The sequence below is a fragment of the Shigella sonnei genome, from assembly GCF_002950395.1.
In the GTDB taxonomy this organism is placed as follows: domain Bacteria; phylum Pseudomonadota; class Gammaproteobacteria; order Enterobacterales; family Enterobacteriaceae; genus ECMA0423.
The window spans coordinates 2,579,205-2,595,376 of the sequence record NZ_CP026802.1 but is presented as its reverse complement, the minus strand read 5'-3'; the positions used below and the strand labels follow the sequence as shown (position 1 = coordinate 2,595,376).

At 52.1% G+C, this 16,172-nt stretch carries 17 protein-coding genes; 14 read left to right on the top strand and 3 right to left on the bottom strand.

Annotated elements, in window-relative coordinates; genetic code table 11:
• Nucleotide 1: 1 nt before the first annotated feature.
• The gene (gene proY / locus C1P89_RS13710; protein ID WP_005141619.1) at nucleotides 2-1,375 is read left to right on the top strand and encodes a proline-specific permease ProY; all 1,374 of its coding nucleotides are present in this window, start codon (nucleotides 2-4) and stop codon (nucleotides 1,373-1,375) included.
• A 155-nt stretch (nucleotides 1,376-1,530) separates the two neighbouring features.
• Entirely contained in the window at nucleotides 1,531-3,348 is a 1,818-nt protein-coding gene (malZ, locus tag C1P89_RS13705) for a maltodextrin glucosidase (RefSeq protein WP_000979370.1), read from the top strand.
• 4 nt (nucleotides 3,349-3,352) lie between these two features.
• Here the strand turns inward: malZ and acpH are convergent, their stop codons facing one another.
• On the bottom strand, nucleotides 3,353-3,934 hold the full coding sequence (acpH, locus tag C1P89_RS13700) for an ACP phosphodiesterase (RefSeq protein ID WP_001009884.1): 582 nt from the start codon (nucleotides 3,932-3,934) through the stop codon (nucleotides 3,353-3,355).
• Between the two features lie 92 nt (nucleotides 3,935-4,026).
• Here acpH and queA point away from each other — a divergent pair, with 92 nt between their 5' ends.
• From queA to yajD, 6 genes are all read left to right on the top strand, one after another.
• On the top strand, nucleotides 4,027-5,097 hold the full coding sequence (gene queA, locus C1P89_RS13695) for a tRNA preQ1(34) S-adenosylmethionine ribosyltransferase-isomerase QueA (protein WP_001266503.1): 1,071 nt from the start codon (nucleotides 4,027-4,029) through the stop codon (nucleotides 5,095-5,097).
• A 55-nt stretch (nucleotides 5,098-5,152) separates the two neighbouring features.
• Nucleotides 5,153-6,280: a tRNA guanosine(34) transglycosylase Tgt gene (gene tgt / locus C1P89_RS13690; RefSeq protein ID WP_000667319.1), complete on the top strand. Its 1,128-nt coding sequence runs from the start codon at nucleotides 5,153-5,155 to the stop codon at nucleotides 6,278-6,280.
• A 22-nt stretch (nucleotides 6,281-6,302) separates the two neighbouring features.
• Complete coding sequence (gene yajC / locus C1P89_RS13685) at nucleotides 6,303-6,635, top strand: preprotein translocase subunit YajC (RefSeq protein WP_000007629.1); 333 nt, start codon at nucleotides 6,303-6,305, stop codon at nucleotides 6,633-6,635.
• 27 nt (nucleotides 6,636-6,662) lie between these two features.
• A complete protein-coding gene (gene secD, locus C1P89_RS13680; RefSeq protein ID WP_000934822.1) occupies nucleotides 6,663-8,510 on the top strand; it encodes a protein translocase subunit SecD in 1,848 nt (615 codons plus the stop codon).
• 10 nt (nucleotides 8,511-8,520) lie between these two features.
• Entirely contained in the window at nucleotides 8,521-9,492 is a 972-nt protein-coding gene (gene secF, locus C1P89_RS13675; protein WP_000046637.1) for a protein translocase subunit SecF, read from the top strand.
• 128 nt (nucleotides 9,493-9,620) lie between these two features.
• On the top strand, nucleotides 9,621-9,968 hold the full coding sequence (gene yajD / locus C1P89_RS13670) for an HNH nuclease YajD (protein ID WP_000974813.1): 348 nt from the start codon (nucleotides 9,621-9,623) through the stop codon (nucleotides 9,966-9,968).
• A 176-nt stretch (nucleotides 9,969-10,144) separates the two neighbouring features.
• Here yajD and tsx read toward each other — a convergent pair whose 3' ends face one another.
• Together tsx and C1P89_RS13660 are read right to left on the bottom strand one after the other, a co-directional pair.
• Nucleotides 10,145-11,029 (bottom strand): nucleoside-specific channel-forming protein Tsx, encoded by an 885-nt coding sequence (gene tsx / locus C1P89_RS13665; RefSeq protein WP_001398502.1) that lies wholly within the window; start codon nucleotides 11,027-11,029, stop codon nucleotides 10,145-10,147.
• Nucleotides 11,030-11,327: 298 nt separating this feature from the next.
• A complete protein-coding gene (locus tag C1P89_RS13660) occupies nucleotides 11,328-11,867 on the bottom strand; it encodes a SadB/YajI family lipoprotein (RefSeq protein WP_001382892.1) in 540 nt (179 codons plus the stop codon).
• 150 nt (nucleotides 11,868-12,017) lie between these two features.
• Here C1P89_RS13660 and nrdR point away from each other — a divergent pair, with 150 nt between their 5' ends.
• The 6 genes from nrdR to pgpA all read left to right on the top strand — a co-directional run bounded on the left by nrdR (nucleotide 12,018) and on the right by pgpA (nucleotide 16,122).
• Entirely contained in the window at nucleotides 12,018-12,467 is a 450-nt protein-coding gene (gene nrdR / locus C1P89_RS13655; RefSeq protein ID WP_000543535.1) for a transcriptional regulator NrdR, read from the top strand.
• A gap of 3 nt (nucleotides 12,468-12,470) precedes the next feature.
• Nucleotides 12,471-13,574, top strand: a complete 1,104-nt coding sequence (gene ribD, locus C1P89_RS13650) for a bifunctional diaminohydroxyphosphoribosylaminopyrimidine deaminase/5-amino-6-(5-phosphoribosylamino)uracil reductase RibD (protein WP_001150449.1) — start codon at nucleotides 12,471-12,473, stop codon at nucleotides 13,572-13,574.
• An 87-nt stretch (nucleotides 13,575-13,661) separates the two neighbouring features.
• Nucleotides 13,662-14,132 (top strand): 6,7-dimethyl-8-ribityllumazine synthase, encoded by a 471-nt coding sequence (gene ribH, locus C1P89_RS13645; RefSeq protein WP_001021161.1) that lies wholly within the window; start codon nucleotides 13,662-13,664, stop codon nucleotides 14,130-14,132.
• A 19-nt stretch (nucleotides 14,133-14,151) separates the two neighbouring features.
• Nucleotides 14,152-14,571, top strand: a complete 420-nt coding sequence (gene nusB, locus C1P89_RS13640) for a transcription antitermination factor NusB (protein WP_000801125.1) — start codon at nucleotides 14,152-14,154, stop codon at nucleotides 14,569-14,571.
• A gap of 77 nt (nucleotides 14,572-14,648) precedes the next feature.
• On the top strand, nucleotides 14,649-15,626 hold the full coding sequence (gene thiL, locus C1P89_RS13635; protein WP_000742107.1) for a thiamine-phosphate kinase: 978 nt from the start codon (nucleotides 14,649-14,651) through the stop codon (nucleotides 15,624-15,626).
• Nucleotides 15,604-16,122, top strand: a complete 519-nt coding sequence (gene pgpA, locus C1P89_RS13630; protein ID WP_000154044.1) for a phosphatidylglycerophosphatase A — start codon at nucleotides 15,604-15,606, stop codon at nucleotides 16,120-16,122. Before thiL ends, pgpA begins: the two co-directional genes overlap by 23 nt.
• Nucleotides 16,123-16,172: the final 50 nt, after the last annotated feature.

Genomic DNA, 16,172 nt, shown 5'->3' with positions numbered 1-16,172 from the left:
GATGGAAAGTAAGAACAAGCTAAAGCGTGGGCTAAGTACCCGCCACATACGCTTTATGGCACTGGGTTCAGCAATTGGTACCGGGCTGTTTTACGGTTCGGCAGACGCCATCAAAATGGCCGGTCCGAGCGTGTTGTTGGCCTATATTATCGGTGGTATCGCGGCGTATATCATTATGCGTGCGCTGGGGGAAATGTCGGTACATAACCCGGCCGCCAGCTCTTTCTCGCGTTATGCGCAGGAAAACCTCGGCCCGCTGGCAGGTTACATTACCGGCTGGACCTACTGCTTTGAAATCCTTATTGTCGCCATCGCCGATGTGACCGCTTTTGGTATCTATATGGGTGTCTGGTTCCCGACGGTGCCGCACTGGATTTGGGTACTGAGCGTGGTGCTGATCATTTGCGCCGTAAACCTGATGAGCGTGAAGGTCTTCGGGGAGCTGGAATTCTGGTTCTCGTTCTTTAAAGTCGCCACCATCATCATCATGATTGTCGCTGGTTTCGGCATCATCATCTGGGGGATTGGCAACGGCGGGCAACCGACCGGTATTCATAATCTGTGGAGCAACGGCGGCTTCTTCAGTAACGGCTGGCTTGGGATGGTGATGTCGTTGCAAATGGTGATGTTTGCTTACGGTGGGATCGAAATTATCGGGATTACCGCCGGTGAAGCGAAAGATCCTGAGAAATCGATACCGCGTGCGATTAACTCCGTGCCGATGCGTATTCTGGTGTTCTACGTCGGTACGCTGTTCGTCATTATGTCTATCTACCCGTGGAATCAGGTTGGCACTGCCGGTAGCCCGTTCGTGCTGACGTTCCAGCATATGGGCATTACCTTTGCCGCCAGCATTCTTAACTTTGTTGTGCTGACCGCTTCGCTATCGGCAATTAACAGTGACGTCTTTGGCGTAGGCCGTATGCTCCACGGTATGGCAGAGCAGGGCAGCGCGCCGAAAATTTTCAGCAAAACGTCGCGTCGCGGTATTCCGTGGGTTACGGTGCTGGTGATGACTACCGCGCTGCTGTTTGCGGTGTATCTGAACTACATCATGCCGGAAAACGTCTTCCTGGTGATCGCTTCGCTGGCAACCTTCGCCACGGTGTGGGTGTGGATTATGATCCTGCTGTCGCAAATTGCCTTCCGTCGCTGTTTGCCGCCAGAAGAAGTTAAGGCGCTGAAATTTAAAGTGCCGGGTGGGGTAGCAACGACCATCGGCGGGCTGATTTTCCTGCTCTTTATTATCGGGTTGATTGGTTATCACCCGGATACGCGTATCTCGCTGTATGTCGGTTTCGCGTGGATTGTTGTGCTGTTGATTGGCTGGATGTTTAAGCGTCGCCACGATCGTCAGCTGGCTGAAAACCAGTAATCCTTGCGTTCTGTAAGCCGGTTCAGGAGGAAATCCTGATCCGGCTATTCCGAAAGTTATCCGCCCCCGTCCTCCTCCCCCAAATATCCTTCAGATGATGAGTGATCCTGCATTAGGCTATGGCAAGGTGATCAGATTTTCATCACAGGGGAATTATGATGTTAAATGCATGGCACCTGCCGGTGCCCCCATTTGTTAAACAAAGCAAAGATCAACTGCTCATTACACTGTGGCTGACGGGCGAAGACCCACCGCAGCGCATTATGCTGCGTACAGAACACGATAACGAAGAAATGTCAGTATCGATGCATAAGCATCGCAGTCAGCAGCAGCCTGGCGTCACCGCATGGCGTGCGGCGATTGATCTCTCCAGCGGACAACCCCGGCGGCGTTACAGTTTCAAACTGCTGTGGCACGATCGCCAGCGTTGGTTTACACCGCAGGGCTTCAGCCGAATGCCGCCGGCACGACTGGAGCAGTTTGCCGTCGATGTACCGGATATCGGCCCACAATGGGCTGCGGATCAGATTTTTTATCAGATCTTCCCTGATCGTTTTGCGCGTAGTCTTCCTCGTGAAGCTGAACAGGATCATGTCTATTACCATCATGCAGCCGGACAAGAGATCATCTTGCGTGACTGGGATGAACCGGTCACGGCGCAGGCGGGCGGATCAACGTTCTATGGCGGCGATCTGGACGGGATAAGCGAAAAACTGCCGTATCTGAAAAAGCTTGGCGTGACGGCGCTGTATCTCAATCCGGTGTTTAAAGCTCCCAGCGTACATAAATACGATACCGAGGATTATCGCCATGTCGATCCGCAGTTTGGCGGTGATGGGGCGTTGCTGCGCTTACGCCACAATACGCAGCAGCTGGGAATGCGGCTGGGGCTGGATGGCGTGTTTAACCACAGTGGCGATTCCCATGCCTGGTTTGACAGGCACAATCGTGGCACGGGGGGAGCTTGTCACAACCCTGAATCGCCCTGGCGCGACTGGTACTCGTTTAGTGATGATGGCACGGCGCTCGACTGGCTTGGCTATGCCAGCTTGCCGAAGCTGGATTATCAGTCGGAAAGTCTGGTGAATGAAATTTATCGCGGGGAAGACAGTATTGTCCGCCATTGGCTGAAAGCGCCGTGGAGTATGGACGGCTGGCGGCTGGATGTGGTGCATATGCTAGGGGAGGCGGGTGGGGCGCGCAATAATATGCAGCACGTTGCTGGGAGCACCGAAGCGGCGAAAGAAACCCAGCCGGAAGCGTATATTGTCGGCGAACATTTTGGCGATGCACGGCAATGGTTACAGGCCGATGTGGAAGATGCCGCCATGAACTATCGTGGCTTCACATTCCCGTTGTGGGGATTTCTTGCCAATACCGATATCTCTTACGATCCGCAGCAAATTGATGCCCAAACCTGTATGGCCTGGATGGATAATTACCGCGCAGGGCTTTCTCATCAACAACAATTACGTATGTTTAATCAGCTCGACAGCCACGATACTGCGCGATTTAAAACGCTGCTCGGTCGGGATATTGCGCGCCTGCCGCTGGCGGTGGTCTGGCTGTTCACCTGGCCTGGTGTACCGTGCATTTATTACGGTGATGAAGTAGGACTGGATGGCAAAAACGATCCGTTTTGCCGTAAACCGTTCCCCTGGCAGGTGGAAAAGCAGGATACGGCGTTATTCGCGCTGTACCAGCGAATGATTGCGCTGCGTAAGAAAAGTCAGGCGCTACGTCATGGCGGCTGTCAGGTGCTGTATGCGGAAGATAACGTGGTGGTATTTGTCCGCGTGCTGAATCAGCAGCGTGTACTGGTGGCAATCAACCGTGGCGAAGCTTGTGAAGTCGTGCTACCCGCGTCACCGTTGCTCAATGCCGTGCAATGGCAATGCAAAGAAAGGCATGGGCAACTGACTGACGGGATTCTGGCTTTGCCTGCCATTTCGGCTACGGTATGGATGAACTAACGTTTTATAACGCCTTGTGTGACGCCTGCGCCATCATCCGCGGATAAAACTGCCAGAAGCGGGTTTCGAGGGCGTCATAATGAGCGTCTAAATCGTACCAGGAGTCACGCAGGGCATCCAGACGTGGGCGGCGGCTTGCCATGCCGTTTAACACGTTCTGGATGAAATCCATATCGCGATAGCGCACCAGCCACTGCTCTGACCACAAGTAATTGTTCAGATTGATAAAACGTGGCGGTGAGTCCGGCAAAATCGTCATCACTTGCTCGCGGGCATAACAGACAAATTCCTGTAGCGGAAAGTCCGGCGACAGCTGCGACCAGTGGCGGGAAAGAAAGTGATCCCACATGACATCCAGCGTAATAGGCGCAACGCGGCGAGTTTCACTACGAAACCATTCCCGTGCTTCGCGGACTTCCGGCAGATTGTCGGTTAATACGTCGATACGTCGATGCATATGAATGCCAGCCACGACGTCGGGCGGAAAACTTTCTTCAGGATTTCCGCGTACGAAATCAGCCAGTAAATTGCCGGAAAGCGAGCTTTCCGCGAGATGGGCTAAATGCAGGTGAGCTAAAAAATTCATCGATTATATTCTATCCAAAAGGGGGTAAAGGTTGCAGGGAGAGCGCCCCGGCACTAGACTACCCGCCTCTTATTTTAGTCTGAGTCAGTGTCATGCGCGTTACCGATTTCTCCTTTGAATTGCCCGAATCCCTGATTGCCCACTATCCCATGCCTGAACGCAGTAGCTGTCGTTTACTGTCGCTGGACGGGCCGACGGGCGCGCTGACGCACGGTACTTTCACCGATTTACTTGATAAGCTCAACCCCGGCGATCTTCTGGTTTTTAATAATACCCGCGTGATCCCGGCGCGCCTGTTTGGGCGTAAAGCCAGCGGCGGCAAGATTGAAGTGCTGGTTGAACGGATGCTCGACGACAAACGCATTCTTGCGCATATTCGCGCCTCGAAAGCGCCAAAACCTGGCGCAGAACTGCTGCTGGGCGATGACGAAAGTATTAACGCAACAATGACCGCGCGCCACGGCGCACTGTTTGAAGTCGAATTTAATGATGAACGCTCGGTGCTGGATATTCTCAACAGCATCGGCCATATGCCGCTGCCGCCGTATATCGACCGTCCGGACGAAGACGCTGACCGCGAACTTTATCAAACCGTTTATAGCGAAAAACCGGGCGCGGTTGCAGCCCCGACCGCAGGTCTGCATTTTGACGAACCTTTGCTGGAAAAATTACGCGCCAAAGGCGTGGAGATGGCGTTTGTGACGTTGCACGTTGGTGCGGGCACCTTCCAGCCGGTGCGCGTCGACACCATTGAAGATCACATCATGCACTCGGAATACGCTGAAGTGCCGCAGGATGTGGTAGACGCGGTACTGGCGGCGAAAGCGCGCGGTAACCGGGTGATTGCGGTTGGCACCACCTCAGTACGTTCGCTGGAAAGCGCGGCTCAGGCGGCGAAAAACGATCTTATCGAACCGTTCTTTGACGATACCCAAATCTTTATCTATCCGGGCTTCCAGTACAAAGTGGTCGATGCGCTGGTGACAAACTTCCACCTGCCGGAATCGACGCTGATTATGCTGGTTTCGGCCTTTGCCGGTTATCAACACACCATGAACGCCTATAAAGCAGCGGTAGAAGAGAAATATCGCTTTTTTAGTTACGGTGATGCGATGTTTATCACGTACAATCCGCAGGCAATTAATGAGCGCGTCGGGGAGTAATTCCGTGGCGCTGGTTTAAAACGTTGGACTGTTTTTCTGACGTAGTGGAGAAAAAATGAAATTTGAACTGGACACCACCGACGGTCGCGCACGCCGTGGCCGCCTGGTCTTTGATCGTGGCGTAGTGGAAACGCCTTGTTTTATGCCTGTTGGCACCTACGGCACCGTAAAAGGGATGACGCCGGAAGAAGTTGAAGCCACTGGCGCGCAAATTATCCTCGGCAACACCTTCCACCTGTGGCTGCGCCCGGGCCAGGAAATCATGAAACTGCACGGCGATCTGCACGATTTTATGCAGTGGAAGGGGCCGATCCTCACCGACTCCGGCGGCTTCCAGGTCTTCAGCCTTGGCGATATTCGTAAAATCACCGAACAGGGCGTGCACTTCCGTAACCCGATCAACGGCGATCCGATTTTCCTCGATCCTGAAAAATCAATGGAGATTCAGTACGATCTTGGTTCGGATATCGTCATGATCTTTGATGAGTGTACGCCGTATCCTGCTGACTGGGATTACGCAAAACGCTCCATGGAGATGTCTCTGCGTTGGGCGAAGCGTAGCCGTGAGCGTTTTGACAGTCTCGGAAACAAAAATGCGCTGTTTGGTATCATTCAGGGCAGCGTTTACGAAGATTTACGTGATATTTCTGTTAAAGGTCTGGTAGATATCGGTTTTGATGGCTACGCTGTCGGCGGTCTGGCTGTGGGTGAGCCGAAAGCAGATATGCACCGCATTCTGGAGCATGTATGCCCGCAAATTCCGGCAGACAAACCGCGTTACCTGATGGGCGTTGGTAAACCAGAAGACCTGGTTGAAGGCGTACGTCGTGGTATCGATATGTTTGACTGCGTAATGCCAACCCGCAACGCCCGAAATGGTCATTTGTTCGTGACCGATGGCGTGGTGAAAATCCGCAATGCGAAGTATAAGAGCGATACTGGCCCACTTGATCCTGAGTGTGATTGCTACACCTGTCGCAATTATTCACGCGCTTACTTGCATCATCTTGACCGTTGCAACGAAATATTAGGCGCGCGACTCAACACCATTCATAACCTTCGTTACTACCAGCGTTTGATGGCGGGTTTACGCAAGGCTATTGAAGAGGGTAAATTAGAGAGCTTCGTAACTGATTTTTACCAGCGTCAGGGGCGAGAAGTACCACCTTTGAACGTTGATTAATATTAATAATGAGGGAAATTTAATGAGCTTTTTTATTTCTGATGCGGTAGCGGCAACGGGTGCACCGGCGCAAGGTAGCCCGATGTCTTTGATTTTGATGCTGGTGGTATTCGGTCTGATTTTCTATTTCATGATCCTGCGTCCACAGCAGAAGCGCACCAAAGAACACAAAAAGCTGATGGACTCCATTGCCAAAGGTGATGAAGTTCTGACGAACGGTGGCCTGGTTGGTCGCGTAACCAAAGTAGCGGAAAACGGCTACATTGCTATCGCGCTGAATGACACCACTGAAGTAGTTATTAAACGTGACTTCGTAGCTGCCGTCCTGCCGAAAGGCACCATGAAGGCGCTGTAATTAAAATTTTTCCCTAAGGGAATTGCCGTGTTAAACCGTTATCCTTTGTGGAAGTACGTCATGCTGATCGTGGTGATTGTCATCGGTCTGCTGTATGCGCTTCCCAACCTGTTTGGTGAGGATCCGGCTGTTCAGATCACTGGTGCGCGCGGAGTCGCCGCCAGTGAGCAAACGCTGATCCAGGTCCAGAAAACGTTACAAGAAGAAAAAATAACTGCTAAGTCTGTGGCACTGGAAGAGGGCGCTATTCTTGCGCGCTTCGACTCCACTGACACCCAGTTGCGCGCTCGTGAAGCATTAATGGGCGTTATGGGTGACAAATACGTCGTGGCGCTTAACCTTGCCCCGGCAACGCCGCGCTGGCTGGCAGCTATTCATGCTGAGCCGATGAAGCTCGGCCTTGACCTGCGTGGCGGCGTTCACTTCCTGATGGAAGTGGATATGGACACCGCGCTTGGCAAACTCCAGGAACAAAATATCGATAGCCTACGCAGTGACCTGCGCGAAAAGGGCATCCCGTATACCACTGTTCGTAAAGAAAACAACTACGGCCTGAGCATCACTTTCCGCGATGCTAAAGCTCGTGATGAAGCCATTGCGTATCTGAGCAAGCGCCATCCGGACCTGGTGATTAGCAGCCAGGGCAGCAACCAGCTGCGTGCGGTAATGAGCGATGCTCGTCTGAGTGAAGCGCGTGAATATGCGGTGCAGCAGAACATTAATATCCTGCGTAACCGTGTAAACCAACTTGGCGTGGCGGAGCCGGTGGTTCAGCGTCAGGGTGCTGACCGTATCGTTGTTGAACTGCCTGGTATTCAGGACACTGCGCGTGCGAAAGAGATTCTGGGCGCGACGGCAACGCTGGAATTCCGTCTGGTAAACACCAATGTTGATCAGGCCGCTGCGGCATCCGGTCGCGTACCGGGCGACTCTGAAGTGAAACAGACCCGCGAAGGTCAGCCGGTTGTGCTGTACAAACGCGTAATTCTGACCGGTGACCATATCACCGACTCCACTTCCAGCCAGGACGAATACAACCAGCCGCAGGTTAACATCTCGCTCGATAGCGCTGGTGGCAACATTATGTCTAACTTCACCAAGGACAACATCGGCAAACCGATGGCAACCCTGTTTGTGGAGTACAAAGACAGCGGTAAGAAAGATGCAAATGGTCGTGCGGTTCTGGTGAAACAGGAAGAGGTGATTAACATCGCCAACATCCAGTCTCGTCTGGGTAACAGCTTCCGTATCACCGGCATCAACAACCCGAACGAAGCCCGTCAGCTGTCACTGCTGCTGCGTGCCGGTGCGTTGATCGCGCCGATTCAGATTGTTGAAGAACGTACAATTGGCCCGACCCTGGGTATGCAGAACATTGAGCAGGGGCTGGAGGCTTGCCTTGCCGGTCTGCTGGTTTCTATTCTGTTCATGATCATCTTCTATAAGAAGTTTGGTCTGATTGCGACCAGTGCTCTGATTGCCAACTTGATCTTGATCGTCGGTATTATGTCGCTGTTGCCAGGCGCAACACTGAGTATGCCAGGTATCGCGGGTATCGTCTTAACCCTTGCGGTAGCGGTCGATGCGAACGTACTGATCAACGAACGTATTAAAGAAGAGTTGAGCAACGGACGTACTGTTCAACAGGCAATTGATGAAGGTTATCGTGGCGCATTCAGTTCTATCTTCGATGCGAACATCACCACGCTGATTAAAGTCATCATCCTGTACGCAGTGGGTACCGGGGCAATTAAAGGGTTCGCGATTACTACCGGTATCGGTGTGGCGACGTCGATGTTTACCGCGATTGTCGGTACGCGTGCCATCGTAAACCTGCTATATGGCGGCAAGCGCGTCAAGAAGCTGTCAATCTGAGGAGTGCGATGTGGCACAGGAATATACTGTTGAACAACTAAACCACGGCCGTAAAGTCTATGACTTTATGCGCTGGGACTACTGGGCTTTCGGCATCTCTGGTCTGCTGTTAATCGCTGCTATCGTTATTATGGGCGTGCGCGGCTTTAACTGGGGGCTGGATTTCACCGGTGGTACGGTTATCGAAATTACGCTCGAAAAACCGGCTGAAATTGACGTAATGCGTGATGCATTGCAAAAAGCCGGTTTTGAAGAGCCAATGCTGCAAAACTTTGGTAGCAGCCACGACATCATGGTCCGTATGCCGCCTGCTGAAGGCGAAACCGGCGGTCAGGTGCTGGGCAGCCAGGTTCTGAAGGTGATTAACGAATCCACCAATCAGAATGCAGCAGTGAAGCGTATTGAGTTCGTCGGTCCGAGCGTGGGGGCAGACCTTGCGCAAACCGGTGCGATGGCGTTGATGGCAGCGCTGCTGTCTATCCTCGTGTACGTAGGTTTCCGCTTTGAGTGGCGACTGGCGGCAGGGGTGGTTATTGCGCTGGCGCACGACGTTATCATTACGCTGGGTATTTTGTCGTTATTCCATATCGAGATTGACCTGACCATTGTGGCATCGTTGATGTCGGTTATCGGTTACTCGCTTAACGACAGTATCGTGGTATCGGACCGAATTCGTGAAAACTTCCGCAAGATCCGTCGCGGTACGCCTTACGAAATCTTTAACGTGTCCTTGACCCAGACGCTGCACCGTACCTTGATCACATCCGGTACTACCTTGATGGTTATCCTGATGCTGTATCTCTTCGGTGGTCCGGTACTGGAAGGCTTCTCGCTGACCATGCTTATCGGTGTTTCCATCGGCACTGCATCTTCCATCTACGTAGCATCTGCGTTGGCTCTGAAACTGGGTATGAAGCGCGAACACATGTTGCAGCAGAAAGTGGAAAAAGAAGGGGCGGATCAGCCGTCAATTCTGCCGTAATCAAGTTCCCGTTGATGTTGAAAATCCCGGTCAGAAGATCGGGATTTTTTTTGATGTATGGAGATTGCGAAAATCCCCGCATCTTGGGAAACTGCGCGTAACCCTACATTTCATCCAGGTAACTTTTCATGGCTATCATCCCAAAAAACTATGCGCGGTTAGAAAGCGGCTATCGCGAAAAAGCATTAAAAATCTATCCGTGGGTCTGCGGTCGCTGTTCCCGCGAGTTTGTTTATTCCAACCTGCGTGAACTTACCGTTCACCACATTGATCACGACCATACCAATAACCCGGAAGATGGCAGTAACTGGGAATTGCTTTGTCTCTATTGCCACGATCATGAGCATTCGAAATATACCGAAGCGGATCAGTATGGTACGACCGTTATCGCAGGGGAAGATGCGCAGAAAGATGTCGGTGAAGCGAAGTACAACCCATTCGCTGACCTGAAAGCGATGATGAACAAGAAGAAGTGATTAAAACGTAAAATTGCCTGATGCGCTACGCTTATCAGGCCTACGTTATTTCAGCAATATATTGAATTTACGTGCTTTTGTGGGCCGGACAAAGCGTTTACGCCGCATCCGGCATGAACAAAGCACACGTTGTTAACAATCAGAAATGCCGGGAATAAATCCCGGCATTTTCATAATCAGAAGTTGTAACCTACTACCAGGTAACCACCCCAGCCGGTAGAGCGAACGTTGAAGTTGCCGTTGCCGAAGTTCAGTTCTGCATCGTCGTTCCACTGACCACCGTCGTGCCAGTAACGAGCTACGACAGAGTAGTGCCAGTGATCGTAGTTCAGAGCCAGAATATGGCTGGAAGCGATAGAGTTATTAGTACGGGTCTTAATACCGTTGATTGCGTTACCGCTGTCATCCCCTAAATCGGAACCCCAGTCGAAGTTGGTGAAGCCGATGTAGCTCAGCTGACCGCCCCACAGATCGGTAATCGGCACAAAGTATTTAATTTTGAAACGGTAACCGTCCCACTCGTTTTCGTTCGCTGCGTCATAGTTCTGCCACTGGTATTTCGCATAGACGTTCATGGACAGGCTCATCGGCAGACCAGTATCGATGTCGGTACCCAGACCCATGTACCAGGTGCTCTGGCGACCATCTTTATTACGACCCATGTCGTAAATGTAGTTGTTCGCGAAGTACCACTCTTTGAACGGACCGAAGCTAAGGTCAGTATTGGTCAGCTTGTCGATGGAGAAACGTGGTTCGATTTCCATAAACAGCGGAGAACCGTGGTTCCAGATACCTTTAGCATCGGAGTTACCGCCGAAGAATACCGGCGCATCCGCATAACCATAGAAGTCGAACCAGTCTTTTTTAGCGAATGCTTCGTACTCAAGGTAGGTATCGTTGCGGATCTGCGGTCCGAAACGGGTGTGATAGCTTCCGACAACGTTAACGCTCTGGTGCCACCAGTCGGAAAGATACTGCGGTTTGTCGTTTTCAGCTGCGTTGACAGTAAAAGACGAAGAGAGCGCCAGTACCGCACCGGCTGCCAGTAATGTTTTTTTCATATGTATGCCACTGTTTGAAAATCCCTTGCGGGAGTGAAAAAGGCGCAAATTGCGTTTCTAAATATTTCGTATACAGAGGAGCCTATTATAAAAATCATTGCTCACAAAAATATGTTTCGTTTCACAGTTCTATCATTTACGTAATCGATTGCGTTCACGTTTACACACATTCGGGCGGGGATTGTACTGACTTTCGCCCTTGTTGCAAACTTTTACTATCAATCCAGGTGATGTAAGCAGAGTAACAAAATGACGGGGAAAGATGTTGCGGGACGCACAAAATCGTCCCGAAATACGTTTACTGCATAACAGGTTGAATGTCGTGGATACGTACAAAGCCTAACTGATCCACAGAAATCCCCTTTAATTGTAACGGAATATCAACATCGCTGGGGGCGAGGACGCTGGCAGGGGCATTAATCAATTGATTCTGCACATTGATTTCCTGAAAGTTGTCTATTGTTCCCTGAATTTGCCCATATTCAACAGTTCCGCTGAATGCGGGCAAGGGATCATTCGACTCACCCTGAATACGTAGTGTAAGGGTGGTGCCATCTGTATCAGGCGTAATATTCACCAGCGACATACGTAAAGTACCGATCTGGCTTTCCAGTCTTGCCGGTGTTTTCGCTCCAGGCAGAAGGTAAACCCCACTGCTGGATTTTGCATTCAGCCTGTTTTGCTGAGTGATTTTGACTGTTTCTTGATTGAGTTGCGTCATCTCCTGGTTCAGCGTGCTGACGCTGTGTTTCATCTGTCGCACTTCACTTTGCTGCACACAGGCGCTAAGGCTGAACAGGCTTCCCAGCAGGAGCAGTCGAAAAACGTTAGTATTCATAGGTCGTCCCTTTCTCGTCGCAATTAGCCTAATGGTAGAGGGTAAAAGCAGCGAAAGCATCGATCCTTTATCTCAAAAGCGTTGCGCCTTTGTTGTATCGTCAGTTCAGGGTAAAATAGATTTCCGTTAACCACCTGGTCAGGACGCCGTATGCATTGCCCATTCTGTTTCGCCGTGGACACTAAGGTAATTGACTCTCGTCTCGTGGGCGAGGGTTCATCCGTACGCCGCCGTCGGCAGTGTCTGGTGTGTAATGAACGTTTCACCACCTTTGAAGTGGCGGAGCTGGTTATGCCGCGTGTTGTAAAAAGCAACGACGTGCGTGAACCGTTTAATGAAGAGAAATTGCGTAGCGGAATGCTGCGGGCGCTGGAAAAACGTCCGGTGAGTTCCGATGACGTTGAAATGGCAATCAATCATATTAAATCGCAGCTGCGCGCCACCGGTGAGCGCGAAGTACCGAGCAAGATGATTGGCAATCTGGTGATGGAGCAATTGAAAAAGCTCGATAAAGTCGCCTATATCCGTTTTGCCTCTGTCTACCGCAGTTTCGAAGATATCAAAGAATTTGGCGAAGAGATCGCGCGCCTGGAGGACTAAGCCGTGCAGGACGAGTATTACATGGCGCGGGCGCTAAAGCTGGCGCAACGAGGACGTTTTACCACCCACCCCAACCCGAATGTCGGGTGCGTCATTGTCAAAGATGGCGAAATTGTCGGTGAAGGTTACCACCAACGAGCGGGTGAACCACATGCCGAAGTACACGCGTTGCGTATGGCGGGTGAAAAAGCCAAAGGCGCAACGGCGTATGTGACACTCGAACCCTGTAGCCATCATGGCCGTACGCCACCGTGCTGTGACGCACTCATCGCCGCTGGCGTAGCGCGCGTGGTCGCAGCGATGCAGGATCCTAACCCGCAGGTCGCTGGGCGTGGACTTTACCGTCTGCAACAGGCTGGCATTGACGTCAGCCACGGGCTGATGATGAGTGAAGCCGAGCAATTGAATAAAGGCTTTCTCAAGCGGATGCGCACCGGCTTTCCTTATATTCAGTTAAAACTTGGCGCATCGCTTGATGGCCGCACGGCGATGGCGAGCGGCGAAAGCCAGTGGATCACTTCGCCTCAGGCGCGGCGCGACGTACAACGACAGCGCGCACAAAGTCATGCCATTTTAACCAGCAGCGCCACGGTGCTGGCGGATGATCCAGCCTTAACAGTGCGTTGGTCTGAACTGGATGAACAAACTCAGGCGCTCTACCCGCAACAAAATCTCCGCCAGCCAGTACGTATTGTGATTGATAGCCAAAATCGCGTGACGCCGGAACATCGCATTGTGCAGCAGCCCGGCGAAACCTGGTTCGCGCGTACGCAGGAAGATTCTAGTGAGTGGCCGGAAACGGTGCGTACCTTGCTGATTCCAGAGCATAAAGGTCATCTGGATCTGGTTGTACTGATGATGCAACTGGGTAAACAGCAAATTAACAGCATCTGGGTGGAAGCGGGGCCAACGCTCGCTGGCGCATTGCTGCAGGCGGGTTTAGTCGATGAGCTGATTGTCTATATCGCACCTAAACTATTAGGCAGCGACGCCCGCGGATTATGCACGCTGCCAGGGCTTGAGAAATTAGCCGACGCCCCCCAATTTAAATTCAAAGAGATACGTCATGTAGGCCCGGATGTTTGCCTGCATTTAGTGGGTGCATGATCTCCCGGCTCGAAAGGGAAGCAGCGCACGAAATATTATGCTAAAATCCGCCCCCTGCGGGGCCATACTCGAACCCGAAGGAAGAAAATGAACATTATTGAAGCTAACGTTGCTACCCCGGACGCTCGCGTCGCCATCACCATCGCGCGTTTCAACAACTTTATCAATGACAGCCTGCTGGAAGGTGCAATTGACGCACTGAAACGTATCGGTCAGGTAAAAGATGAAAACATTACCGTTGTTTGGGTGCCTGGTGCCTATGAGCTGCCGCTGGCGGCGGGTGCACTGGCTAAAACCGGTAAATACGACGCGGTGATTGCGCTGGGTACGGTTATTCGTGGTGGCACTGCCCACTTTGAATATGTCGCTGGTGGTGCAAGCAACGGCCTGGCGCATGTTGCCCAGGACAGCGAAATTCCGGTTGCTTTTGGGGTTCTGACCACTGAAAGCATTGAACAAGCGATCGAACGTGCTGGCACCAAAGCTGGCAACAAAGGTGCAGAAGCTGCACTGACCGCGCTTGAAATGATTAATGTATTGAAAGCCATCAAGGCCTGAAATTAGTAAGGGGAAATCCGTGAAACCTGCTGCTCGTCGCCGCGCTCGTGAGTGTGCCGTCCAGGCGCTCTACTCCTGGCAGTTGTCCCAGAACGACATCGCTGATGTTGAATACCAGTTCCTGGCTGAACAGGATGTAAAAGACGTTGACGTCCTGTACTTCCGTGAGCTGCTGGCCGGGGTGGCGACTAATACCGCATACCTCGACGGACTGATGAAGCCATACCTGTCCCGCCTGCTGGAAGAACTGGGACAGGTAGAAAAAGCAGTACTGCGCATTGCGCTGTACGAACTGTCTAAACGTAGCGATGTGCCATACAAAGTGGCCATTAACGAAGCGATCGAACTGGCGAAATCGTTCGGCGCAGAAGACAGCCATAAGTTCGTCAACGGCGTACTCGATAAAGCAGCACCTGTGATTCGCCCTAACAAAAAGTGATATCCAGGCCGGTAGATTCACGGAAGACCGTTCCATGATCGTCGGCCTTTTCTTTTTTACCTGCTGAGGCATAACGTATGGCATGTGGCGAGTTCTCCCTGATTGCCCGTTATTTTGACCGTGTAAGAAGTTCTCGTCTTGATGTCGAACTGGGCATCGGCGACGATTGCGCACTTCTCAATATCCCCGAGAAACAGACCCTGGCGATCAGCACTGATACGCTGGTGGCGGGTAACCATTTCCTCCCTGATATCGATCCTGCTGATCTGGCTTATAAAGCACTGGCGGTGAACCTAAGCGATCTGGCAGCGATGGGGGCCGATCCGGCCTGGCTGACGCTGGCATTAACCTTACCGGACGTAGACGAAGCGTGGCTTGAGTCCTTCAGCGACAGTTTGTTTGATCTTCTCAATTATTACGATATGCAACTCATTGGCGGCGATACCACGCGTGGGCCATTATCAATGACGTTGGGTATCCACGGCTTTGTTCCGATGGGACGAGCCTTAACGCGCTCTGGGGCGAAACCGGGTGACTGGATCTATGTGACCGGTACACCGGGCGATAGCGCCGCCGGGCTGGCGATTTTGCAAAACCGTTTGCAGGTTGCCGATGCTAAAGATGCTGACTACTTGATCAAACGTCATCTCCGTCCATCGCCGCGTATTTTACAGGGGCAGGCACTGCGCGATCTGGCAAATTCAGCTATCGATCTCTCTGACGGTCTGATTTCCGATCTCGGGCATATCGTGAAAGCCAGCGACTGCGGCGCACGTATTGACCTAGCATTGCTGCCGTTTTCTGATGCGCTTTCTCGCCATGTTGAACCGGAACAGGCGCTGCGCTGGGCGCTCTCTGGCGGTGAAGATTACGAGTTGTGTTTCACGGTGCCGGAACTGAACCGTGGCGCGCTGGATGTTGCTCTCGGACACCTTGGCGTACCGTTTACCTGTATCGGGCAAATGACCGCCGATATCGAAGGGCTTTGTTTTATTCGTGACGGCGAACCTGTCACGTTTGACTGGAAAGGATATGACCATTTTGCCACGCCATAAAGATGTCGCGAAAAGTCGCCTGAAGATGAGTAATCCGTGGCATCTGCTTGCTGTCGGATTCGGAAGTGGATTAAGCCCAATCGTTCCTGGCACGATGGGATCGCTGGCAGCGATTCCGTTCTGGTATCTGATGACCTTTTTACCCTGGCAGCTCTACTCGCTGGTGGTGATGTTGGGGATCTGTATCGGCGTCTATCTTTGTCATCAAACGGCGAAAGATATGGGCGTGCACGATCACGGCAGCATTGTCTGGGACGAATTTATTGGTATGTGGATCACGCTCATGGCGCTGCCGACCAATGACTGGCAGTGGGTTGCCGCCGGGTTTGTGATTTTCCGTATTCTGGATATGTGGAAGCCGTGGCCGATCCGCTGGTTTGATCGCAATGTACATGGCGGCATGGGGATCATGATCGACGATATTGTCGCCGGGGTGATTTCCGCAGGCATCCTGTACTTTATCGGTCATCACTGGCCGCTGGGTATTCTGTCGTAGTTGTGCACCGATGCCTGATGTGACGCTTGTCACGTCTCATCAGGCCTGGA